Consider the following 18990-nt stretch of genomic DNA (forward strand, 5'->3'; position numbering starts at 1 on the left):
GGCCGCCGCCGAGGCGGAACGCCGGGTGCGCGAGGCCGCCTCCGCGCGGGACGCCGCCGAGCGCCGGTGCGCCGAACTCGACCGGCTCTCCGCCCGCGTGTCCACCGCGGCGCGCCGCCTGGCGCCGCTGCGCGAGGAGTACGACCGGGTCGCCCGGCTCGCCGCGCTCACCGCCGGCACCTCCGCCGACAACGAGCGCCGGATGCGCCTGGAGGCCTACGTCCTCGCCGCCCGCCTGGAGCAGGTCGCCGCCGCCGCCACCGTACGGCTTCAGCGCATGTCGTCCGGCCGGTACACCCTGGTGCACTCCGACGACCGATCCGGGCGCGGCCGCAGCGGGCTCGGACTGCATGTCGTCGACGCCTGGACCGGACGCGAGCGGGACACGGCCACCCTGTCCGGCGGCGAGACCTTCTTCGCCTCGCTCGCCCTCGCCCTCGGTCTCGCCGACGTCGTCACCGACGAGGCCGGCGGGGTCCGCCTCGACACCCTCTTCATCGACGAGGGGTTCGGCAGCCTCGACGACCAGACCCTGGACGAGGTGCTGGACGTGCTCGACTCACTGCGCGAACGGGACCGCAGCGTCGGCATCGTCAGTCATGTCGCCGATCTGCGGCGGCGCGTCCACGCGCAGCTGGAGGTCGTCAAGGGCAGATCCGGGTCCACGCTGCGGCAGCGCGGTCACTGACCGAGGGGGCGTCTCGGCAGCGGGGACGAGTACACGACACTCGTGGTCACCGAGCCCAGCGCGCCGATCCGGCCCGACACCTCCTCCAGGTGCCGCATCGAGCGGGCGGCCACCTTGATGACGAAGCAGTCGTCGCCGGTGACGTGGTGCGCCTCCAGGATCTCGGGCGTGGCCGCGACGAGGTCGTGGAACGGCTTGTAGTTGCCGGTCGGGTAGCGCAGCCGGACGAACGCGAGGATGGGCAGGCCCAGCCGCTCGGGGTTCACCACCGCCGCGTAGCCCTGGATGACGCCCGCCTCCTCCAGCCGGCGCACCCGCTCGGTCACCGCGCTCGGGGACATGGAGACGGCCCGCGCCAGTTCGGCGAAGCTGGCGCGGCCCTCCCGCTGGAGGACGTCGAGGATGCGCCAGTCGGTGGCGTCCGGGGAAAACGCGGTCATCCCCGAGGGATAGCAGGGAAATCCCCGGCCGGGCAAGGGGTGGACCGTGGAACAGTCCTTCAGAGAGATGATCGACGACCGTAGATTTCTGGTCATCGGACAGCAGAGAGGACCCCTCACGATGACCGCCCCCACCGCCCCCACCGCCCCCGCCGCCCCGGCCGCCCCGGCCGCCCCCGGCCTCGCCGTCACCGCCCAAGCCGTCACGGCCCCAGCCCCCGCCAACCCCGTCCTGCGCGTCGCCCCCGCCGCGCCCGCCGAGGCCGCGGCCTACTTCCGGGCCGCCCTCGCCTTCCACGCGGACGTCGCCGACGTCGCCGCGGCACTGGCCGCCGGCGGTGATCCGGGTTTCGTGGTGCTGGACTCGCGCTCCACCGCGGCGTGGGACCAGGGTCACGTGCCCGGTGCCGTGCACCTGCCGACCGCGCTGATCCCCGCGCAGGCCGAGGAGTTGCTCGACAAGTCGGTGCCCGTCGTGACGTACTGCTGGGGCCCCGGCTGCAACGGCGCCACGCGGGCCGCCCTCGCCCTCGCCGAACTCGGGTACCAGGTCAAGGAGATGCTGGGCGGATTCGAGTACTGGGTGCGCGAGGGCTTCGAGTTCGAGACGTGGGAGGGGCGGGAGCGGCGGGGCGCCGATCCGCTGACGGCGCCCGCGGGCTCGGAGGAGTGCGGGTGCTGACGGTCGCGTGAGGCGCCGCGGGGGTGCGGTCGGTCGGCGGGTTCGGGGCGTGGCGGCGGGTGCGGGTCGTGGTGGGCTGGTCGCACAGTTCCCCGCGCCCCTGAGAGGTGGGAGTGCCGCCCCCGTTGGCCAGGGGCCCGAGGGAAAACGGGGTGCCGCCCCCTCCTCCCGCCACGCATCATGATCCGTATGCCTCGACTTCCGCACCCCACCCCCGAAGAACTGCGCCGTGACCCGTTGCCGCTGCGCGGGCGGACCGCGCTCGTCACCGGAGCCAGCCGACGCGGCGGCATCGGGTACGCCGTGGCCCGGCGGCTCGCGGCGTACGGCGCGAGTGTCTATCTGCACCACCACGTGCCGCACGACGCCACCCAGCCCTGGGGCGCCGACCGGCCGGAGGAGGTCGCCGCCTCGGTGCGCGCCGCCCTCGGCGACCCGGACGCGCGGGTCGTGCACGGACCCGGCGACCTCGCCGACCCGGCCGCCCCCGCCGAGCTGATCGCCACCGCCGCCGAAGCGCTCGGCGGACGGCTCGACATCCTCGTCGCCAACCACGCCCTCAGCGGCTCCGACGGCACCCTGGACGTCATCGACACGGCCATGCTCGACGCCCACTGGGCCGTCGACACCCGCTCGGTGCTGCTGCTGGTGCAGGCCTACGCCCGGCTGCGCGCCGGGCTGCCGCCGCGCACCCCGGGCGGCCGGGTGATGATGATGACCTCCGGGCAGGACCACGGCGGCGGCATGCCCGGCGAGATCGCCTACGCCCTCCAGAAGGGCGCCCTCGCCTCCATCACCCGCTCCCTCGCGACCACCCTCGCCGAGCAGGCGGTCACCGTGAACACCGTCAACCCCGGCCCGGTCGACACCGACTACCTGACCGGCGAGGCCTACGACCGGGTCGCCTCCCGCTTCCCCGCCGGGCGCTGGGGCATGCCCGACGACCCGGCCCGCCTCATCGCCTGGCTGGCGACGGACGAGGCGGCCTGGGTCACCGGTCAGGTGATCGACTCCGAGGGCGGCTTCCGCAGATGAGCGGCGGGCCGGCCGCGCGGCCGGTCAGAGCCGGGACAGCTCGTCCACCAGGTCGTCCAGGCCCAGCGACCCCTGGGACAGCGCCGCCATGTGCCAGGCCTTCAGATCGAAGGCGTCGCCGTGCCGCTCGCGCGCCTTCTCCCGGCCCAGCAGCCAGGCCCGTTCGCCCAGCTTGTAGCCGATGGCCTGGCCGGGGATCGTGAGGTAGCGGGTCAGCTCACTGGAGACGTAGTCCTTCGGGCGGCTGCTGTGGGCGCCACAGAACTCCTCGGCCAGTTCCGGCGTCCACCGCTCGCCCGGACGGAACGGCGAGTCCGCGGGGATCTCCAGCTCCAGGTGCATGCCGATGTCGACGATCACCCGCAGGGCCCGCATCATCTGCGCGTCCAGGTACCCGAGCCGCACCTCGGCGTCCGTGAGGAAGCCCAGCTCGTCCATCAGCCGCTCCGCGTACAGCGCCCAGCCCTCGGCGTTGGCGCTGACCAAGCCGACGGAGGCCTGGTAGCGGGACAGGTTCTCGGCGACGTGCGCCCACTGCGCCAGCTGCAGATGGTGGCCGGGCACGCCCTCGTGGTACCAGGTGGACACCAGGTCGTAGACCGGGAACCGGGTCTCGCCCATCGTGGGCAGCCAGGTGCGGCCCGGACGGGAGAAGTCCTCCGACGGCGGGGTGTAGTAGGGGGCGGCGGCGCTGCCGGGCGGCGCGATGCGCGACTCCACCTTCCGCACCCGCTCGGCGAGTTCGAAGTGGGTGCCGTCCAGCTTCTCGATCGCCTCGTCCATCAGGCCCTGCAGCCACGCGCGGACCTCTTCGACGCCCTCGATGTGCCGGCCGTGCTCGTCGAGGTGCGCCAGCGCCACCCACGGCGTCGCGGCGCCCGGCAGGATCTTCTCGGCCTCCTGCCGCATCTCGCCGAGCAGGCGGTGGAACTCCGCCCAGCCGTAGGCGTACGCCTCGTCCAGGTCGAGGTCGGTGCCGTTGTAGTAGCGAGACCAGCGGGCGTAGCGCTCGCGGCCCACCGTGTTCGGGGCGCCTTCGACGGCCGGCGCGTACACGTCGCGCATCCAGTCCCGCAGCTCGGCCACGGCCGCCGTCGCCGCCCGGGCGGCCTGGTCCAGCTCGCCGCGCAGGGCGTCGGGGCCGCCGGCGGCGAAGTCCTCGAACCAGCCGCGGCCGGAGCCGGTGTCCGCCCACTCGGCGAGCTGCTCGACGAAGACGGCGGTCGGGCGGGGGCCCGCGTGGAGCGTGCGGTCCAGGCCGAGCGCCAGGGACTCGCGGTAGCCCGCGAGCGCGGCCGGCACGGCCCGCAGCCGCTCGGCGATCGCCGCCCAGTCCTCCTCGGTGTCCGCCGGGGTCACCGTGAACACCTCGCGCACGTTGTGGACGGGCGTCCCGAGGTTGCCGACCGTGCGCAGCCCCTCGTCCGCCTCGTGCACGGCGAGTTCGGCGGTCAGCCGCTCCCGCAGCAGCCGGGCGCAGCGCCGCTCGAGGTCGCTGTCCGCGCCGGGCCCGCGCTCGGCCTCGTCGAGCCGCGCCAGCGTCCGGCGGGCCAGCTCCGCGAGGGCCTCCTGGCCCGCGGGGGAGAGGTCGGGCAGACGGCTCGAACTCTCCTTCGCGCCGAGGTAGGTACCGGTCACGGGGTCGAGGGCGATCAACTCGTCGACGTAACCGTCGGCGATCTCGCGGGGCAGCGCGCTGTTGGTGTCTGACATGCGGACCATCCTGGTACGGCGGCCCGGCCCCGTCACCCGGTTTGCGCCGACGGCGAAGGCGGCAGCAGCGGACCGCAGTCCCACTGCTGGAAGATCAGCCGGGTCTCCACCCGGGCCACCTCGCGGCGGGCCGTGAACTCGTCCAGGACCAGCCGTTGCAGGTCCGTCATGTCGGTGACCGCGACATGGACGAGATAGTCGTCCGGGCCGGTGAGATGGAAGACGGTCCGGGACTCCGGCAGCGCCCGGATGCGTTCCACGAACGGCCCGACCAGTTCCCGCCGGTGCGGCCTGACCTGCACCGACAGCAGGGCCTCCAGGCCCCGCCCCAGCTTGGCCGGGTCCAGCCGCAGCTGGTGTCCGAGGATCACGCCCGCGCGGCGCAGCCGGGTCACCCGGTCCAGACAGGTCGACGGCGCGACCCCGACCTGCGCGGCGAGATCCCGGTAGGTGGTCCGGGCGTCGTTCTGCAACAGCCGCAGCAGATGGAGATCCACCGGATCCAGTACGACAGATTCCGCCATCGGCCGAACGTAGCACGGGAAAGAACGATCCGACCCCGGCCGGTGTTCACCCTCTCGGCCATGGAGTCAGCGCGCACACAGACACGCACCCGTACCCGGGCACTGGCCACCGAGGCCGTGCACGCCGGCCGCGACGACCTCGCCGGACTCGGCCTGCACGTCCCGCCGATCGACCTGTCGACCACCTACCCCTCCGCCGACAGCCGCGCCGAGGCCGCCCGCATCGACGCGTTCGCCGCGACCGGCGCGGAACCGGACGGCCCGCCCGTCTACGGCCGCCTCGGCAACCCCACGGTCGCCCGCTTCGAGACCGCCCTCGCCCGCCTGGAGGGCACCGAGGCCGCCGTCGCGTTCGCCAGCGGCATGGCCGCGCTCAGCGCGGTGCTCCTGGTCCGGGCCTCCCTCGGCCTGCGGCACGTCGTCGCCGTACGCCCCCTGTACGGGTGCAGCGACCACCTGCTGACCGCCGGACTGCTCGGCACCGAGGTCACCTGGACCGACCCGGCCGGCATCGCGGCGGCGCTGCGCCCGGACACCGGGCTGGTCCTCGTCGAGTCCCCGGCCAACCCGACGCTCGCCGAACTCGATCTGCGGGCCGTCGCCCACGCCTGCGGCTCGGTGCCGCTGCTGGTCGACAACACCTTCGCCACGCCCGTGCTGCAGCGGCCCGCCGAGCACGGCGCGCGGCTGGTGCTGCACAGCGCCACCAAGTACCTCGGCGGCCACGGCGACGTGCTCGCCGGAGTGGTCGCCTGCGACGAGGAGTTCGCCGGCCGGCTGCGCCAGGTCAGGTTCGCCACCGGCGGGGTCCTGCACCCGCTCGCCGGGTATCTGCTGCTGCGCGGCCTGGCCACCCTGCCGGTCCGGGTGCGGGCCGCGTCGCAGACCGCCGCCGAACTCGCCCGCCGCCTGGCCGCCGACCCGCGGGTGGAGCGGGTGCACTATCCGCGCATCGGCGGCGCGATGATCGCCTTCGAGACGTACGGCGACCCGCACGCCGTCATCGGCGCTGTCCGGCTGGTCACCCCGGCCGTCAGCCTCGGCAGCGTCGACACCCTCATCCAGCACCCGGCGTCCATCAGCCACCGCATCGTCGACGCCGACGACCGCCGGGGCGCCGGGGTCAGCGACCGGCTGCTGCGGCTGTCGGTGGGCCTGGAGGACGTCGACGACCTGTGGGCCGACCTGGACCGGGCCCTGGGGTGAACGCGCGAACGGCCCGGCACGGCCGGGCCGTTCACATCGGATGGGGTCACTCGCCGACGGTCAGCCGTCGGAAGGGGTCACTCGCCGACGGTCAGCCGGCCGCTCACCGCGGCCGGCTCCAGCCGGGCCGTGATCACCAGGGTGCCCTCCTCGATCTGGTAGTCGAGGGGCAGGCCCAGACCGCGCATCGCGGCGACCATGCCGGTGTTGGACGCCTGGGTGACGGCGTACACGCTGGCGCAGCCCGCCTCGGCGGCCATCGCCACCAGGCGGCCCAGCAGCTGTGAGCCGATGCCGCGCCGCTGCCAGGCGTCCTCCACGAGCAGCGCCACCTCCGTCTCGTCCCCGTCCCACAGGAGATGACCGAGGGCGACGATCCGCCCCGAGGAGGTCTCCACGGCGAGGGTGCGGCCGTAGCGCGGGGAGAGCAGGTGGTTCAGGTAGCGGTCGGCGTCCCCGACCGGCCCGTGGTAGCGCAGGGAGAGGGTGCGCGACGAGCAGCGCCCGTGCATCTCCTTCGCGGCCGCCACGTCGTCGGTGCCGGCCCGGCGCACGGTGATCGCGTCACCCTCGGGCAGGGTCAGCACGTCCTGGCTGCGCGGGATGCGCGGTCCGAGCCGGGAGTCCAGCTCCACCAGCGCCCGCGCCCGCGCGAACTCGGTCGGGGTGAACGGCAGATAGGGGCGCTCCACGGTGATCACGGAGCCCTCGGGGGCGCGCAGCCGCAGCACCGTGTCCTCCAGGACACCCTCCGCCGGGACCGCGTCCTGAGTGCCGTCCGCCGGGGCGGCGGGCAGCTGGCGGATCGTGCAACGGCCCAGCAACTGGCGCAGCGCCAGCGGCAGTTCGGCCGCGTCGAGGGCGGTGCGGGTGGCCAGGCCCAGGATCCGGGTCGGGGCGTCCACCAGGTCGTGGGCGTCGGCCCGCTCGATCCAGGTGCCGCTGCCGCCGGCCAGCGCCACCGCGCGGGTGAGGTCGCCGGCCGGGAGCGTCGCGGGGGCGCGCAGCAGGAACTCGTCCACCGTGCCGTGGCCCAGCGGATGCGTCTGCAGGCTCAGGATGTCCACCCGGTGGCCGGCCAGTGCCGTGCACAGCGCGGCCAGCGAGCCCGGCTCGTCCCGCACGGTCGTCCGCAGCCGCCACAGCGTGCTCGGCCCGGGGACGGCCTCGGGCGTGCCCTGCCCGTCCTTTGGGCTCTCGCCCGTCCCGGCCCGCTCCGGGGAGCCGGGCCGGGCGCCGGTATCGGAGGCCGGCGGCGCGTGACCGTGGCGCCGTGCCCACCAGGTGTGGAAGGCCGCGGTGGCGAGCAGCACGACCGCGGAGATCAGCAGCAGCGCCGGGCCGTCGGGGCCGTGCCCGATCAGGTTGGCCACGGCGTCGGCGACCGCCACGGCGGTGAAGAGGGCGGCGAGTTCGACCACGTCCCGCCGCCAGTGGTGCACGGGACGCCCGTTCTTGGCGCGCGTCACATCAGTCGTCTTCCGATTCATGCACCCACTGTGAAGGAACGGTGTTGCGTGATCACGAACGGTGTGTGACTGATGGGTAAAGCGGGCATCTGCCCGTTTTGCGTTCAAGTAAAGCGGCACAGCGCCATCCCAGGACCCGCCGCGCCCGAGTCGCGCCGCCTCCAAGTCCCGCCGCGCACGCGAGCGATGCCGCGCACCGCGGGATGACGGCGGTGCGCGACACGGCAACGAGGGTACGGGATCTCCCGGCCGCCCGGCGGCCACCACCCGGCGAGCGGTGTTACTGCCCGACGAGACCCGGCTGGAGCACCTTCGTGAACAGCACGGTGCCGTCCTGCTCCCGCAGCCGGACCGTCAGTTCCCCGCTGTCCCCGTCGATGTCCACCTCGCCGAAGAACTGGTAACCCTCGGCGGGGGACACGTTCGCCCGGGTGGGCGCCTTCACGAAGACCCGCTCGGGACCGAACGTGCCGTCGAGCGCGTTCGCCGGGAAGGCACCGGCGTTCAGCGGACCGGAGACGAACTCCCAGAACGGCTCGAAGTCGGTGAACGCGGCCCGCGACGGCTGGTAGTGCTGCGCCGAGGTGTAGTGCACGTCGGCCGTCAGCCAGACCGTGCCGGTGATCCGGCGGTGCTTGACGAACCGCAGCAGCTCCGCGATCTGCAGTTCCCGGCCCAGCGGGGCACCCGGGTCGCCCTGCGCGACGGCCTCGATGTTCGGCCTGCCGTCCCCGGTGTCCGTTACGACCAGGCCGAGCGGCATGTCGGAGGCGATCACCTTCCACACCGCGCGCGACCGGGACAGCTCCCTCTTCAGCCACTCCAGCTGCTCCCGGCCGAGGATGCCCTGCGGGTCGTCGGCCTGCGTACCGGGCGAGTTCGCGTTGCGGTACGTGCGCATGTCCAGCACGAACACGTCCAGCAGCGGGCCGTGCCGCTGCACCCGGTAGACGCGGCCGCCGGGGCGGCGCAGCGTGGAGATCGGGAAGTACTCCGAGAACGCCCGCCGGGCCCGCGCGGCGAGCACGTCGACGTTCTTCTCCGTGTACCGGCCGTCCGTGAGGATCTCGCCCGGATACCAGTTGTTGGTCACCTCGTGGTCGTCCCACTGGATGATCGAGGGCACCCGGGCGTTGAACGCGCGCAGGTTCTCGTCCAGCAGGTTGTACCGGAAGTTGCCGCGGAACTCGGCCAGCGTCTCGGCGACCTTGGACTTCTCCTCCGTGGTGACGTTCCGCCAGATCCGCCCGTCGGGCAGGGTCACGGTCTCGCCGATCGGGCCGTCGGCGTAGACGTTGTCGCCGGAGCACAGGAAGAAGTCCGGGTCCAGGGCCGCCATCGCCTCGTAGATGCGGTAGCCGCCGAGGTCCGGGTTGATGCCCCAGCCCTGGCCGGCCAGGTCGCCCGACCAGACGAACCGCACCCCGTCGCGGCGCCGCACGGACGCGGTGCGGAAGGTGCCGGTGACCGGCTCGCCGGTACGGCGCGGGTCGTCCGGGTCGGCCAGCAGCACGCGGTAGTGGATCTGCTCGCCGGGCGGCAGACCGCGCAGCCGGACGGTGCCGGTGAAGTCGGTGTCCGCGCCCAGCAGCGGGCCGTGCCATCGGCGCGGATCGCGGAACGACTCGGTGGCGGACGTTTCGACGATCATCCGGGCCGGCCGGTCCGAGCGCACCCACACCAGCCCCGAGTCCGTCGTCACATCACCGGTCTGCACGCCCCAGCCCGCCCGCGGGCGCCCCGACAGGGCGAGCGCGGGAGCCGCGCCGAGACCGGCGGCGGGCAGGGTCAGCGCGGCGGACGCGGCGAGCGAGCCGCGCAGCACGCTACGGCGGTCGGGGAGCGGGCGCTGGGACATGAGGCAGCCTCCAGGACGAAATCCGGCCAGTGTGTGGAGCCACACCTACGCGGACATCACGGCGCACACGGAAACCACAAGTGAACAACCGCTCCCGCCGGCCGGGGAACCGCCGTGCCGGTCACATCGCCGCCGCCATCAGCCGTACGCCCTCCCGGATCCGCCCCGGCGTCAGGTGCGCGTACCCCAGCACCAGCCGCACCGCGCGGTCCGCCGCCGCCCCCTCGCCGTCCGGCCGCGCGTGCGCGCAGTCCGACAGCGGACGGACGGCGACCCCCGCCGCGGCCACGCGCGCGAGGAAGGCGTCCTGCGGGCCGTACCGCTCCGGCAGCGTGGCGATGACGTGCAGCCCCGCCGCGATCCCGGACACCTCCGCGCCGGGGAAGTGCTCCGCCAGGGCGGCCACGAGCACGTCCCGCCGCTCCCGGTAGGCGCGCTGGCAGCGGCGCAGCTGACGGTCGTAGTCACCGCGCTCCACGAAGTGCGCGAACGCCGCCTGGTCGACGCTCGGATGGCCGAGATCCATCGCCTGCTTGCGGGTGACGACCTCCTCCGCCAGCCACTCGGGCACCAGCAGCCAGCCCAGCCGCAGTCCGGGCGCGAGCGACTTGCTCACCGAGCCGGTGTAGGCCACCCGCTCCGGGTCGAGGCCCTGCAGCGCGCCGACGGGGGAGCGGTCGTAGCGGAAGTCGCCGTCGTAGTCGTCCTCCAGGACGATGCCGTCCACCGACCGCGCCCAGTCGAGGAGTTCGGCGCGGCGCCGCGCCGAGTAGGCGATGCCGGTCGGGTACTGGTGCGCCGGGGTCGTCATCACCGCCCGCACGCCCGACGCGCGCAGCGGGCCGGGCGCGAGGCCTTCCCCGTCCAGCGGCAGCGGCACGGGGGTGACCCCGGCCGCGGCGTACATGCCCTCGTGCTCAGGGCTGCCCGGATCCTCGACGCCCACCGCGCGGAGCCCGCGCGCCCGAAGCGCGAAGCCCAGCAGCGCGGTCGCCTGCGTCACCCCGGACACCACCACGAGCCGCTCCGGGTCCGCGACCACGCCTCGCCGCCGGGCCAGCAGTTCCGCCAGGGCGGTGCGCAGCCGGGGCAGACCGCGCGGGTCCGGATAGCCGAGGGAGTGGTGCGGCAGCTCGGCCAGCACCCGCCGCTGCGCCGCGGCCCACGCCGCGCGCGGGAACAGCGACAGATCCGGCGTGCCCGGCACGAAGTCGGCGCGCGCCCCCGGTGAGCGCGGCGCGAGGTCGCGCACCCGCGGCCGGGCGGCCCGTACGGCGTCCCCCACCCACGTCCCCGCGCCCCGCCCGCTGCGCAGATAGCCCTCCGCCGTCAGCTGCTCGTACGCCTCCGTGACCAGCCCGCGCGACACCCCCAGGTCGGCGGCCAGATCCCGGCTCGACGGCAGCCGCGTGCCCGCCGCCAGCCGCCCCGACCGCACCGCCTCCCGCAGCGCCGCGCGCAGCGCCCGCCCCCGCGACCGGGCCGGCGCGGCGGCGGCGGGCAGCAGCACCTCCCAGGCGACCGCACGACCGCCACCGCCGTCCCGGCTGTCCGGGGAGGCACCGCCGTCCCGGCTGTCCGGGGAGGCGCCGCCGTCCCCCTCGTGCGCGGCAGCCGAATTGGTCCGGGACACCGTCATGGAAGTGGACCTTAAACCGGGCCGCCGCGCTTCCTAGCGTCGGCCCCATGAACGCCACCACCACCCGCGGCTGTCTCCTCGCCGCGCTCGCCTGCGTCCTCGTCGGAGGATCCTTCACCGCCAACAGCCTCCTCGGCGACTACCCGTACGCGGGCGGCCAGTTCCTGCGTTACGGCCTCGCCTGCCTGCTGCTGATCCCGCTCGCCGGACCGGGCGCCGCCGCCCGGCTGCGCGTCCTCGCCGCCCGGCAGTGGGCGCGGCTCGCGCTGCTCGCGGCCGTCGGCATGGTCGGCTTCAACCTGGCGGTCCTGGCCGCGGAGCGCACCGCCGAGCCCGCGGTGCCGGGCGTCTTCGTGGGCTGCGCGCCGGTCGTCGTCGCCGTCGTCGTCCCGCTCCTGGACGGGCGACGGCCCCGCCGCGCCGTGCTGTACGGGGCCTTCATGGTCGCCGCCGGCGCCTTCGCCGTGCAGGGCTGGGGCCGCACCGACACGGCCGGACTCGTCTGGTCGGCGGGCGCGCTCGCCGGCGAGGTCGGCTTCGCGGTGCTCGCCATGCCCGTGCTGCGCCCGCTCGGCCCGCGCCTGCTGTCCGCCACCGTGTGCGCCGTGGCCGCGCTGGAGTCCGCGGCGGCCGGCCTCCTCCTGGACGGCACCGCCTGGCTGCGCCGCCCCGACGCCACCGAGACGGCCGCCCTGCTGTGGCAGGCGGCGATCGTCACCGTCGTCGGCTTCGTCTGCTGGTACATGGGCATGCAGCGGATCGGCGCCGAGCGCGCCACCCTCTTCTCCGGGCTCATCCCCGTGGCCGCCGCCTGCACCGCCCCCCTCGTCGGCACCGGCTCCTACGGTCTCGCCCAGGCCGCCGGCAGTGCCCTGGTCGGCGCCGGGGTCGCCCTGGGCTCCGGCGCGCTGAACCGGACCCCGCGGCGGCGGTCACGTCCCGTGCACGGCGCGCACGACGCGCACGACGTGCACGACGCGCACGACGTGCACGACGCTCACCACGTGCCCGAGGCGCCCGCTGTTCCCGAGCCGCCTGACGCTCCCGGCGCGCGCGAGGGGGCGCGGCCGCTCGCGCGCAAGCAGAGGTGACAGAGCATGGGGAACTCGCTGAAGCCCTCCGGGGCGGCCTTCGAGCCGAACCGGAGACCGGCCCGGAGACCGGCCCGGCGTGTGAACAGGCCGTACCACCCGGCCGTCCCCCAGGAGGTCCTGAAGGCACCGGCCGGGTCATCCGCGGGCGCTCCGCGGGCGCGCGCTCAGCGGCTGCCGTCGAGCAGCACGCGCGCCACCAGCGCCGGGTCGTCGTTCATCGGGACGTGACCGCAGCCGGGCAGCCGCACCAGCCGGGCGCGCGGGATGACGGTCTTGGCGCGGACGCCCTGCCGGGGCACCAGCAGCCGGTCACGGGTGCCCCAGGCCACGGTGACCGGCAGTCCCGGCACATCCTCGGTGAACCGCACGGTCCGCCCCGAGCGCAGGGTCTCGGCGAACCCCCGCGCGGTGGCCAGCGCGCGCGTCTCGGCGACCACGGCCTGGGGCGCTCGCCGGGCCGGGCGGGCGTAGATGGTGCTCGTCAGCAGCGTCCGGCCGACCGCGGACGGCGCCAGCCGCTCCACCACCGACGGGGGAGTGCGCCGGGCGATCTCCCGCATCGCCGTGAGCACGCCGAAGGCGTAACGCCGTTCCGCGTCGGACCAGAAACCGGCCGGGGACAGGGCGGTGACCGAACGGACCACCCCCGCGCGGCCCAGCTCCAGCGCCAGCAGCCCGCCCAGCGAGTTGCCCGCCACATGCGGCCGCTCCAGCTCCAGCGCGGCACACAGCGCCGTGAGCACGGCGGTCAGCGTCGGCAGGTCGTGCGCCAGCCCGTCGGGGAGCGCCGGGGACGCGCCGAAACCGGGCAGGTCGACGGCGATCACGTCCCGCTCCTTGGCCAGCACGGGGATCACCGGGTCCCAGGCCTGCCGGTGGTGACCTATGCCGTGCAGCAGCAGCAACGGCTCGCCGTCGCCCTCGCGCGCGTAGGACACGGTCATCGGCCGCAGCCCGGAGGGCGTGGGGACCTGGAAGGAGACGGTGGCGGGCATACTGCTCCTCGTCGTGACGCCGGGGACACTGACTTCGCGTAGACACCTTGTCAGCAATTACTACCGGCGGGTAGCCCCCAGGCGCTCCCGGCCGCGCACGCTCCCGGCCGCGCCCGCTCACGCGCCCCCGCGTACCTCCCGCGCATCCGCCGCTCACCGCACCGGATTTCGCCTGGACACCACCGCGCGCCGTCGGCTGGGATGAGTGCTGTGACCACCGATACCGCCACCGACGTCTTCGAACAGCACCGCCCCCTCCTCCTGGGGGTCGCCTACCGCATGCTCGGCCGCGTGGCCGACGCGGAGGACGTGGTCCAGGACACCTGGCTGCGCTGGGCCGGCGCCGACCGCGGCGCGGTGCGCGAAACGCGCGCCTACCTGGTACGCGTCACCACCCGCCTCGCCATCGACCGGCTCCGCCAGATCAAGGCACGCGGCGAGACCTACGTCGGCCCCTGGCTGCCCGAGCCGTACGTCACCGCCTACGAGGACACCGTTCCGGACGCCGCCGAACGCGCCGTCCTCGCCGACTCGGTCTCCCTCGCCGTCCTCGTCGTCCTGGAATCGCTGTCCCCCCTGGAACGCGCGGTCTTCGTGCTCCGGGCGGCGTTCGGCTACCCCTACGCCGAGATCGCCGCCCTCCTCGACCGCGGGGAACCGGCCGTACGGCAGATGGCCGCCCGCGCCCGCAAGCACGTCGACGAACGCCGGCCCCGCTACGACGTCGACCCCGCCCAGCGCCGCGACCTCACCGAACGCTTCCTCACGGCCGCCGCCGAAGGCGACCTCAGCGGACTGCTGACGCTGCTCGCGCCCGACGTCCGGCTCGTCGGCGACAGCGGCGGCAAGGCGCGGGCGCCCCTGCGGGTCATCGAGAGCGCCGACAAGGTGGGCCGCTTCCTCATCGGCGCCGCCCAGGAGGGCGGCCCGGTCTCCTTCCGGCTCACCGAGATCAACGGCGGCCCGGCGGTCGTGGTACTGGACGGCGACCGGATCGACTCGGTCCTGCAGCTGGACGTCCTCGACGGACACGTCCAGTCCGTCTACATCATCCGCAACCCCGACAAGCTGCGCTCCCTGGCGGCCGGCGACTGACCGCCCCTGCCCGCCCGCCGGCGAAGCCCCCGTCACCGACGGGGGCTTCGCCGTTCCGGTCACCCGCACTCCCGCCGACGGCGGGCGGGGCTTCGTACGAACGTCTCGTGAACGCTGCCCGCGCGGGCGCCCGTGCGCCGCGCGGGAATCGAGGATTGGTCTTGACCAAGGGTGGGGGTCGCCCTATGGTCGCAGACAAGTGCAACAACCTTTAATAAACAAGGGCGCTAAAACGCCGCGGGAACACCGGCGATTGCGGAGGACAGGGTGGGGACCACGCAGCTGGAATCGGTGCCGGAACCGAAGTACTGGCATCTCAAGACCGTGCTCACCGAGGCACTGGACTCCGAGTTCTCCGTCGGCGAGATCCTGCCCAACGAGCGGGAGCTCGCCGCCCGGTTCGGCGTCGCCCGCGCGACCCTCCGCCAGGCCCTGGAACAGCTCGAACTGGAAGGCCGGCTGCAGCGCCGCCGCGGCGTCGGCACGACCGTGGCGCCGCCGCGCGTGGGGGTCGCCGTCGGCACCGAGCAGCACGCCTGGCCCGGCGCGCCGGGCGACGACGCCTGGCAGGCCGTCGACTGCGTCACGGCCGCCCCGCCCGCCTCGGTCGCCGACGCCCTGGAGACCGGCCGCGACGAGGCCGTGCACACCATCCGCCGCATCCGGATGAGCCACGGCCAGCCGGTCGCCGCGGAACTGCTCCACATCCCGGCCTCGTCGGTCCCCGACCTGACCGGCATCGACGCCCCGTCCGGCCCGGCCCGCGCGCGTGCGGTCCTGCGCGAACTGCACCGGCTGGAGCTGGAACGGCGCGACAGCGCGGTGGAGCTGGGCTCGGCCCGCGCGGACGACGCCAGGGAACTCGACCGCCTCCCCGGCGCCCCGGTCCTCGTCGTCACCACCCGCTACATCGCCGCCGGCCGCACCGCCGCCCTCGCCGTGTCCACCTACCGCGCCGACACCTGCCGCCTCACCTTCGGCGACTCCGGCGCGGTGGAGATCCACGACAGCCCGGAGCGCCGGGCTTCCTGAGCCCGCACCGCGCGCGACCGGCCCGGCGGCAAGGTGCCTGCGGCGGCGCGGTCGCCGGGGTGGTCGTGCGCGGTGAGCCGTCACCGACCCCCGGTCCACCCCTCGCCCTGCTCGGCTGTTTCTGCCGTCCCCCTTGGCCGCCCCTCGGCCGTCCCTACGCCGTTTCCGCGGGCGCGAAGGTCTCCCGCGCGGTAGAGGGCGTCATGGCGCGGTGGAGGGCGTCACGGGGGGCGGGTCACGCCCGTGGGCCGGTGACCGGGCAAAGAGCCCGCGACGGGCAGGATCCGGCCGGCTCGCCGGCCTGTGGCCGGGGCCGCGGTCGGGCCCGGTGACGCGGCGGGCGCCCGCCTCAGCGCCGGGCCGTCACCGTGCCCTCGACCGCGAAGAGCTGTTCCTCGACGTGATCGAGGGCGAGGCGGAGGGCGCCCATGGCGACGGCGGCCTCGCCGAGGAGGGACAGGGCGACCTTCGGCGGGCGCAGGCAGTAGCGGGCCAGCTCGCGGCGCAGCGGCTCGAGCACACCGTCCAGGCCCGCCGCCCAGCCGCCGATCACCACCAGCTCGGGATCGAGTGCCAGGACCAGCGCGGCCACGTCGTGCACCAGGCGCTGGATGAACCGGTCGACCGCCGCGCGGGCACGCCGGTCACCCTCGCGGGCACGCGCGAACACCTCGGCGACCTGCTGCTCGTCCAGCGGATGCAGCGGCTCGTCCGTGGTGGACAGCAGCGTCTCCGGTGTCGCCTCCCGGCCCAGCAGATGCAGCGCGCCGATCTCCCCGGCCGCGCCGCCGTACCCGCGGTGCAACCGTCCGCCGATCAGCGACCCGGCGCCCGGACTGAGCCCCGCCAGCACGAACACCATGTCGTCGGACTCGGTGGCGGCCCCCTTCCAGTGCTCGGCGACGGCCGCCGCGTTGGCGTCGTTCTCCACCAGCACCGGGCACTTGAACGACCGGCCCAGCCGCTCGCCCAGCCGCAGCCCCGTCCACTCCGGCAGCGCCGTGCCCAGCCGGATCGTGCCGTCCGCCTCGACGATCCCCGGCGTGGCCACGCCGACCGCGCGCAGCGACCCGCGGGCGACCCCGGCCCGGCGCAGCAGCTCGGCGACGACCGAGCGCAGCCGCTCCAGCCGCTCGTCCGCCGGCGCCGTCTCGGAGATGTCCTTGGCCTGCGCGCCGAGCACCTTGCCGTCCAGGTCGGACAGGAGCGCGGCGACCCGGTGCGGCCCGATCTCCAGGCCCAGCAGATGACCGGCCTCGGCCCGGAACCGGAACCGCCGCGCGGGGCGCCCCTGCCGCCGGGCCGTGCCCTCCTCGGCGGCCTTCTCGACCACGAGACCGGCCTCGATGAGCCCTTCGACGACGCCCTCGACGGTCGGCCGGGACAGTCCGGTGATCCGGGTGATCTCGGTCAGTGTCGCGCAGTCCGTGGCACGCAGCGCGTGCAGCACCACCGCGGAATTGATCCTTCGCAGCAGCGAGGGATCCCCGCCGGTCAGCCCCGCCAACGTCCCGTCCTCCCAGCTCGTGGCCGTGTTGGCCGGATGGTACTCGGCACCGTCCGCTCCGGCGAGCGCCCCCCTGCCCCGGTGAGCGGAGCCGGACGCCCTCGCTCCGGCCGGCCGGGCCGGACGAACCCCGGCCCGGTCAACCGGGCGAGACGAACCCCGACTCGTACGCCGCGATCACCGCCTGTGTGCGGTCCCGTGCCCCCAGCTTCCCCAGGACCGCGCTGACATGTGTCTTGACCGTCTCGGTGCCGACCACCAGCCGGGCGGCGATCTCCGCGTTCGACAGGCCCCGCGTCATCAGCCGCAGCACCTCCGCCTCCCGCTCGGTCAGCTGCGCACGCTCCAGCACGGCCCGCGCCGACGGGTTCCCGCCGCCGTCGCCGTACTCGGCGGCCAGCCGCCGCACCGACGCGGGGAACAGCAGCGACTCGCCCTCCGCGACCAGCCGCACCGCGTGCACGATCTCCGCGGGCCGGGCCCGCTTCAGCAGGAACCCGTCGGCGCCCGCGCGCAGCGCGTCGTAGACGTACTCGTCGTTCTCGAACGTCGTCACCACGAGGATCTTCGGCGGGTCCGGCACGGTCCGCAGCACCGCGCGGGTGGCCTCGATGCCGTCCAGCAGCGGCATCCGGACGTCCATCGCGACCACGCGGGGCCGCAGTTGCCGCACCAGCGGGATCACCGCAGCCCCGTCGGCGGCCTCCCCGACCACCTCCAGATCGGGCTGCGCCTCCAGCACGGCGCGCAGCCCCGCGCGGACGAGGGGTTCGTCGTCGACGAGGAGCACGGTGATCGGCGGCATCCGCCCAGCGTAGGTCAGCCGAGCGGCAGTTCGACGCGCACCTGCCAGTCGCCGTCGTCGGGCCCCGTGCGTGCCCGGCCGCCGAGCAGCGCCGCCCGCTCCCGTATCCCGCGCAGCCCGCTGCCCCGGCCGGGCCCGGGTATCGCCGCCGGCAGCGGATTGCGGACCTCCAGGTCGAGCCGGCCGTCCGCGACCGCGACCCGCACCCGCGCCGGAACGCCGTCCGCGTGCCGCAGCACATTGGTCAGCGCCTCCTGGAGGATGCGGTAACCCTCCCGGGAGACCGGGCCGGGCACCTCCGCCAGCGGCCCGGTGAACTCGGCGTCCACCTTCGTCCCGGAGGCCCGCGCGGACTCCAGCAGCCGGTCCGCCTCGGCCAGCGTCGGACGCCCGCTCACCGGGCGTTCCGCCTCGCGCAGGATGCCGAGCACCCGGTCCAGGTCCTCCAGCGCGGCCCGGCCGGTCTCCTCGATCGCGCCGAGCGCCCGGTCCGTGAACGCCGGATCGCCCGCCGCGCGCGCGGCGCCCGCCTGCACCACCGCCACCGTCAGTGCGTGCCCGATGGAGTCGTGCAGCTCGCGCGCGATCCGGTTGCGCTCCAGCAGCTGCTCGGTGCGCTCCTCCAGGGCGGCCAGCCGTTCGGCCGCCGACGGCCCGAGCAGCCGCCGCGCGAGCGCGGTGACCAGCTCGCCGAGCCCCACCACCCCCGCGGCCAGCACGAGCAGCGGCAGCGGGGCCAGCGCGGCGTACCCCCAGTGCGGCTCGTCGATCGGCAGCAGCGGGTTGTCGTACGGCACCCGGCCGAGCGACGCCGCGGCCAGGTCGACCGCGAGGATCGGCATCCAGATGCTCAGGCACACGGTCACCGCGCCCAGCACCATCCGGATCTCCAGCCACAGCACCGTCCGCAGCCGGTCGCCCCAAGTCGCCGACGGCGTGGTGGAGATGCCCGAGTCCCCCTCGTCCGGCACCAGCATGAACCGCGCCTGCAGGCCCTCGCCGCGCCGCACCGCCGGGATCAGCCCGGCCGGCACCAGCAGCAGCGCGGGCACCCACGGCCGCGCCATGTCGACGAACAGCCACACGCTGACCAGCAGCACCGGAACCCACAGGTGCAGCAGGCGCGTGTACGTCGTCCCGCGCAGCAGCGGGCGCAGAAAGCGGACCATCGCCCCATCGTGACAGCCGCCACTGACAGCGCACCTCCC

17 protein-coding genes are annotated in these 18990 nt (G+C 75.0%); 7 read left to right on the forward strand and 10 right to left on the reverse strand.

The window, feature by feature from the left end:
- Window positions 1-688, forward strand: a 688-nt coding sequence (locus tag AB0K92_RS30390; protein WP_365928203.1) for an SbcC/MukB-like Walker B domain-containing protein, incomplete at its 5' end; no start/stop codon positions are given.
- Here AB0K92_RS30390 and AB0K92_RS30395 read toward each other — a convergent pair.
- Window positions 682-1128 (reverse strand): Lrp/AsnC family transcriptional regulator, encoded by a 447-nt coding sequence (locus AB0K92_RS30395; protein ID WP_365928205.1) that lies wholly within the window; start codon window positions 1126-1128, stop codon window positions 682-684. The two genes, AB0K92_RS30390 and AB0K92_RS30395, sit on opposite strands and share 7 nt — an antisense overlap.
- A 121-nt stretch (window positions 1129-1249) precedes the next feature.
- Between AB0K92_RS30395 and AB0K92_RS30400 the strand changes: the two genes are divergently transcribed.
- A complete protein-coding gene (locus AB0K92_RS30400; RefSeq protein ID WP_365928207.1) occupies window positions 1250-1810 on the forward strand; it encodes a rhodanese-like domain-containing protein in 561 nt (186 codons plus the stop codon).
- 189 nt (window positions 1811-1999) lie between these two features.
- Window positions 2000-2845 carry an SDR family oxidoreductase gene (locus AB0K92_RS30405; RefSeq protein WP_365928209.1) on the forward strand — a complete coding sequence of 282 codons (846 nt, stop codon included), beginning with the start codon at window positions 2000-2002 and terminating at the stop codon, window positions 2843-2845.
- A 24-nt stretch (window positions 2846-2869) separates the two neighbouring features.
- Here the strand turns inward: AB0K92_RS30405 and AB0K92_RS30410 are convergent, their stop codons facing one another.
- The gene (locus tag AB0K92_RS30410; protein ID WP_365928211.1) at window positions 2870-4558 is read right to left on the reverse strand and encodes a DUF885 domain-containing protein; all 1689 of its coding nucleotides are present in this window, start codon (window positions 4556-4558) and stop codon (window positions 2870-2872) included.
- Window positions 4559-4590: 32 nt separating this feature from the next.
- Window positions 4591-5082, reverse strand: coding sequence for an Lrp/AsnC family transcriptional regulator (locus tag AB0K92_RS30415; protein WP_165996222.1), 492 nt, complete (start codon window positions 5080-5082; stop codon window positions 4591-4593).
- 60 nt (window positions 5083-5142) lie between these two features.
- On the opposite strand from AB0K92_RS30415, the gene AB0K92_RS30420 reads away from it, so the two are divergent.
- The gene (locus tag AB0K92_RS30420; RefSeq protein ID WP_365928213.1) at window positions 5143-6288 is read left to right on the forward strand and encodes a PLP-dependent transferase; all 1146 of its coding nucleotides are present in this window, start codon (window positions 5143-5145) and stop codon (window positions 6286-6288) included.
- 77 nt (window positions 6289-6365) lie between these two features.
- Here the strand turns inward: AB0K92_RS30420 and AB0K92_RS30425 are convergent, their stop codons facing one another.
- The 3 genes from AB0K92_RS30425 to AB0K92_RS30435 all read right to left on the reverse strand — a co-directional run bounded on the left by AB0K92_RS30425 (window position 6366) and on the right by AB0K92_RS30435 (window position 11254).
- Complete coding sequence (locus AB0K92_RS30425; RefSeq protein ID WP_365928215.1) at window positions 6366-7778, reverse strand: GNAT family N-acetyltransferase; 1413 nt, start codon at window positions 7776-7778, stop codon at window positions 6366-6368.
- Window positions 7779-8037: 259 nt separating this feature from the next.
- Window positions 8038-9615 carry an alkaline phosphatase D family protein gene (locus AB0K92_RS30430; RefSeq protein WP_365928217.1) on the reverse strand — a complete coding sequence of 526 codons (1578 nt, stop codon included), beginning with the start codon at window positions 9613-9615 and terminating at the stop codon, window positions 8038-8040.
- 121 nt (window positions 9616-9736) lie between these two features.
- The gene (locus AB0K92_RS30435) at window positions 9737-11254 is read right to left on the reverse strand and encodes a PLP-dependent aminotransferase family protein (RefSeq protein WP_365928219.1); all 1518 of its coding nucleotides are present in this window, start codon (window positions 11252-11254) and stop codon (window positions 9737-9739) included.
- 47 nt (window positions 11255-11301) lie between these two features.
- On the opposite strand from AB0K92_RS30435, the gene AB0K92_RS30440 reads away from it, so the two are divergent.
- The gene (locus AB0K92_RS30440) at window positions 11302-12345 is read left to right on the forward strand and encodes a DMT family transporter (protein ID WP_365928221.1); all 1044 of its coding nucleotides are present in this window, start codon (window positions 11302-11304) and stop codon (window positions 12343-12345) included.
- Between the two features lie 167 nt (window positions 12346-12512).
- Here the strand turns inward: AB0K92_RS30440 and AB0K92_RS30445 are convergent, their stop codons facing one another.
- Window positions 12513-13343, reverse strand: a complete 831-nt coding sequence (locus AB0K92_RS30445; protein ID WP_365928223.1) for an alpha/beta fold hydrolase — start codon at window positions 13341-13343, stop codon at window positions 12513-12515.
- Between the two features lie 210 nt (window positions 13344-13553).
- Between AB0K92_RS30445 and AB0K92_RS30450 the strand changes: the two genes are divergently transcribed.
- Together AB0K92_RS30450 and AB0K92_RS30455 are read left to right on the forward strand one after the other, a co-directional pair.
- A complete protein-coding gene (locus AB0K92_RS30450; RefSeq protein ID WP_365928225.1) occupies window positions 13554-14438 on the forward strand; it encodes an RNA polymerase sigma-70 factor in 885 nt (294 codons plus the stop codon).
- 267 nt (window positions 14439-14705) lie between these two features.
- Complete coding sequence (locus AB0K92_RS30455; protein WP_365928227.1) at window positions 14706-15470, forward strand: GntR family transcriptional regulator; 765 nt, start codon at window positions 14706-14708, stop codon at window positions 15468-15470.
- A 349-nt stretch (window positions 15471-15819) separates the two neighbouring features.
- On the opposite strand, the gene AB0K92_RS30460 is transcribed toward AB0K92_RS30455, so the two are convergent.
- From AB0K92_RS30460 to AB0K92_RS30470, 3 genes are all read right to left on the reverse strand, one after another.
- Window positions 15820-16977 (reverse strand): ROK family transcriptional regulator, encoded by a 1158-nt coding sequence (locus AB0K92_RS30460; RefSeq protein ID WP_365928229.1) that lies wholly within the window; start codon window positions 16975-16977, stop codon window positions 15820-15822.
- Between the two features lie 139 nt (window positions 16978-17116).
- Entirely contained in the window at window positions 17117-17782 is a 666-nt protein-coding gene (locus AB0K92_RS30465) for a response regulator transcription factor (RefSeq protein WP_365928231.1), read from the reverse strand.
- Between the two features lie 14 nt (window positions 17783-17796).
- Window positions 17797-18951, reverse strand: coding sequence for a histidine kinase (locus tag AB0K92_RS30470; protein WP_365928233.1), 1155 nt, complete (start codon window positions 18949-18951; stop codon window positions 17797-17799).
- Between the last annotated feature and the right edge of the window lie 39 nt (window positions 18952-18990).

The sequence above is a fragment of the Streptomyces sp. NPDC052687 genome (assembly GCF_040678395.1).
In the GTDB taxonomy this organism is placed as follows: Bacteria; Actinomycetota; Actinomycetes; order Streptomycetales; family Streptomycetaceae; genus Streptomyces.

Coding starts and splice junctions, on each gene's coding strand:
- AB0K92_RS30470 (WP_365928233.1), bottom strand. CDS start 18,951: ATGGTCCGCTTTCTGCGCCCGCTGCTGCGCGGGACGACGTACACGCGC.
- AB0K92_RS30440 (WP_365928221.1), top strand. CDS start 11,302: ATGAACGCCACCACCACCCGCGGCTGTCTCCTCGCCGCGCTCGCCTGC.
- AB0K92_RS30445 (WP_365928223.1), bottom strand. CDS start 13,343: ATGCCCGCCACCGTCTCCTTCCAGGTCCCCACGCCCTCCGGGCTGCGG.
- AB0K92_RS30425 (WP_365928215.1), bottom strand. CDS start 7,778: ATGAATCGGAAGACGACTGATGTGACGCGCGCCAAGAACGGGCGTCCC.
- AB0K92_RS30410 (WP_365928211.1), bottom strand. CDS start 4,558: ATGTCAGACACCAACAGCGCGCTGCCCCGCGAGATCGCCGACGGTTAC.
- AB0K92_RS30465 (WP_365928231.1), bottom strand. CDS start 17,782: ATGCCGCCGATCACCGTGCTCCTCGTCGACGACGAACCCCTCGTCCGC.
- AB0K92_RS30395 (WP_365928205.1), bottom strand. CDS start 1,128: ATGACCGCGTTTTCCCCGGACGCCACCGACTGGCGCATCCTCGACGTC.
- AB0K92_RS30415 (WP_165996222.1), bottom strand. CDS start 5,082: ATGGCGGAATCTGTCGTACTGGATCCGGTGGATCTCCATCTGCTGCGG.
- AB0K92_RS30420 (WP_365928213.1), top strand. CDS start 5,143: ATGGAGTCAGCGCGCACACAGACACGCACCCGTACCCGGGCACTGGCC.
- AB0K92_RS30430 (WP_365928217.1), bottom strand. CDS start 9,615: ATGTCCCAGCGCCCGCTCCCCGACCGCCGTAGCGTGCTGCGCGGCTCG.
- AB0K92_RS30400 (WP_365928207.1), top strand. CDS start 1,250: ATGACCGCCCCCACCGCCCCCACCGCCCCCGCCGCCCCGGCCGCCCCG.
- AB0K92_RS30405 (WP_365928209.1), top strand. CDS start 2,000: ATGCCTCGACTTCCGCACCCCACCCCCGAAGAACTGCGCCGTGACCCG.
- AB0K92_RS30435 (WP_365928219.1), bottom strand. CDS start 11,254: ATGACGGTGTCCCGGACCAATTCGGCTGCCGCGCACGAGGGGGACGGC.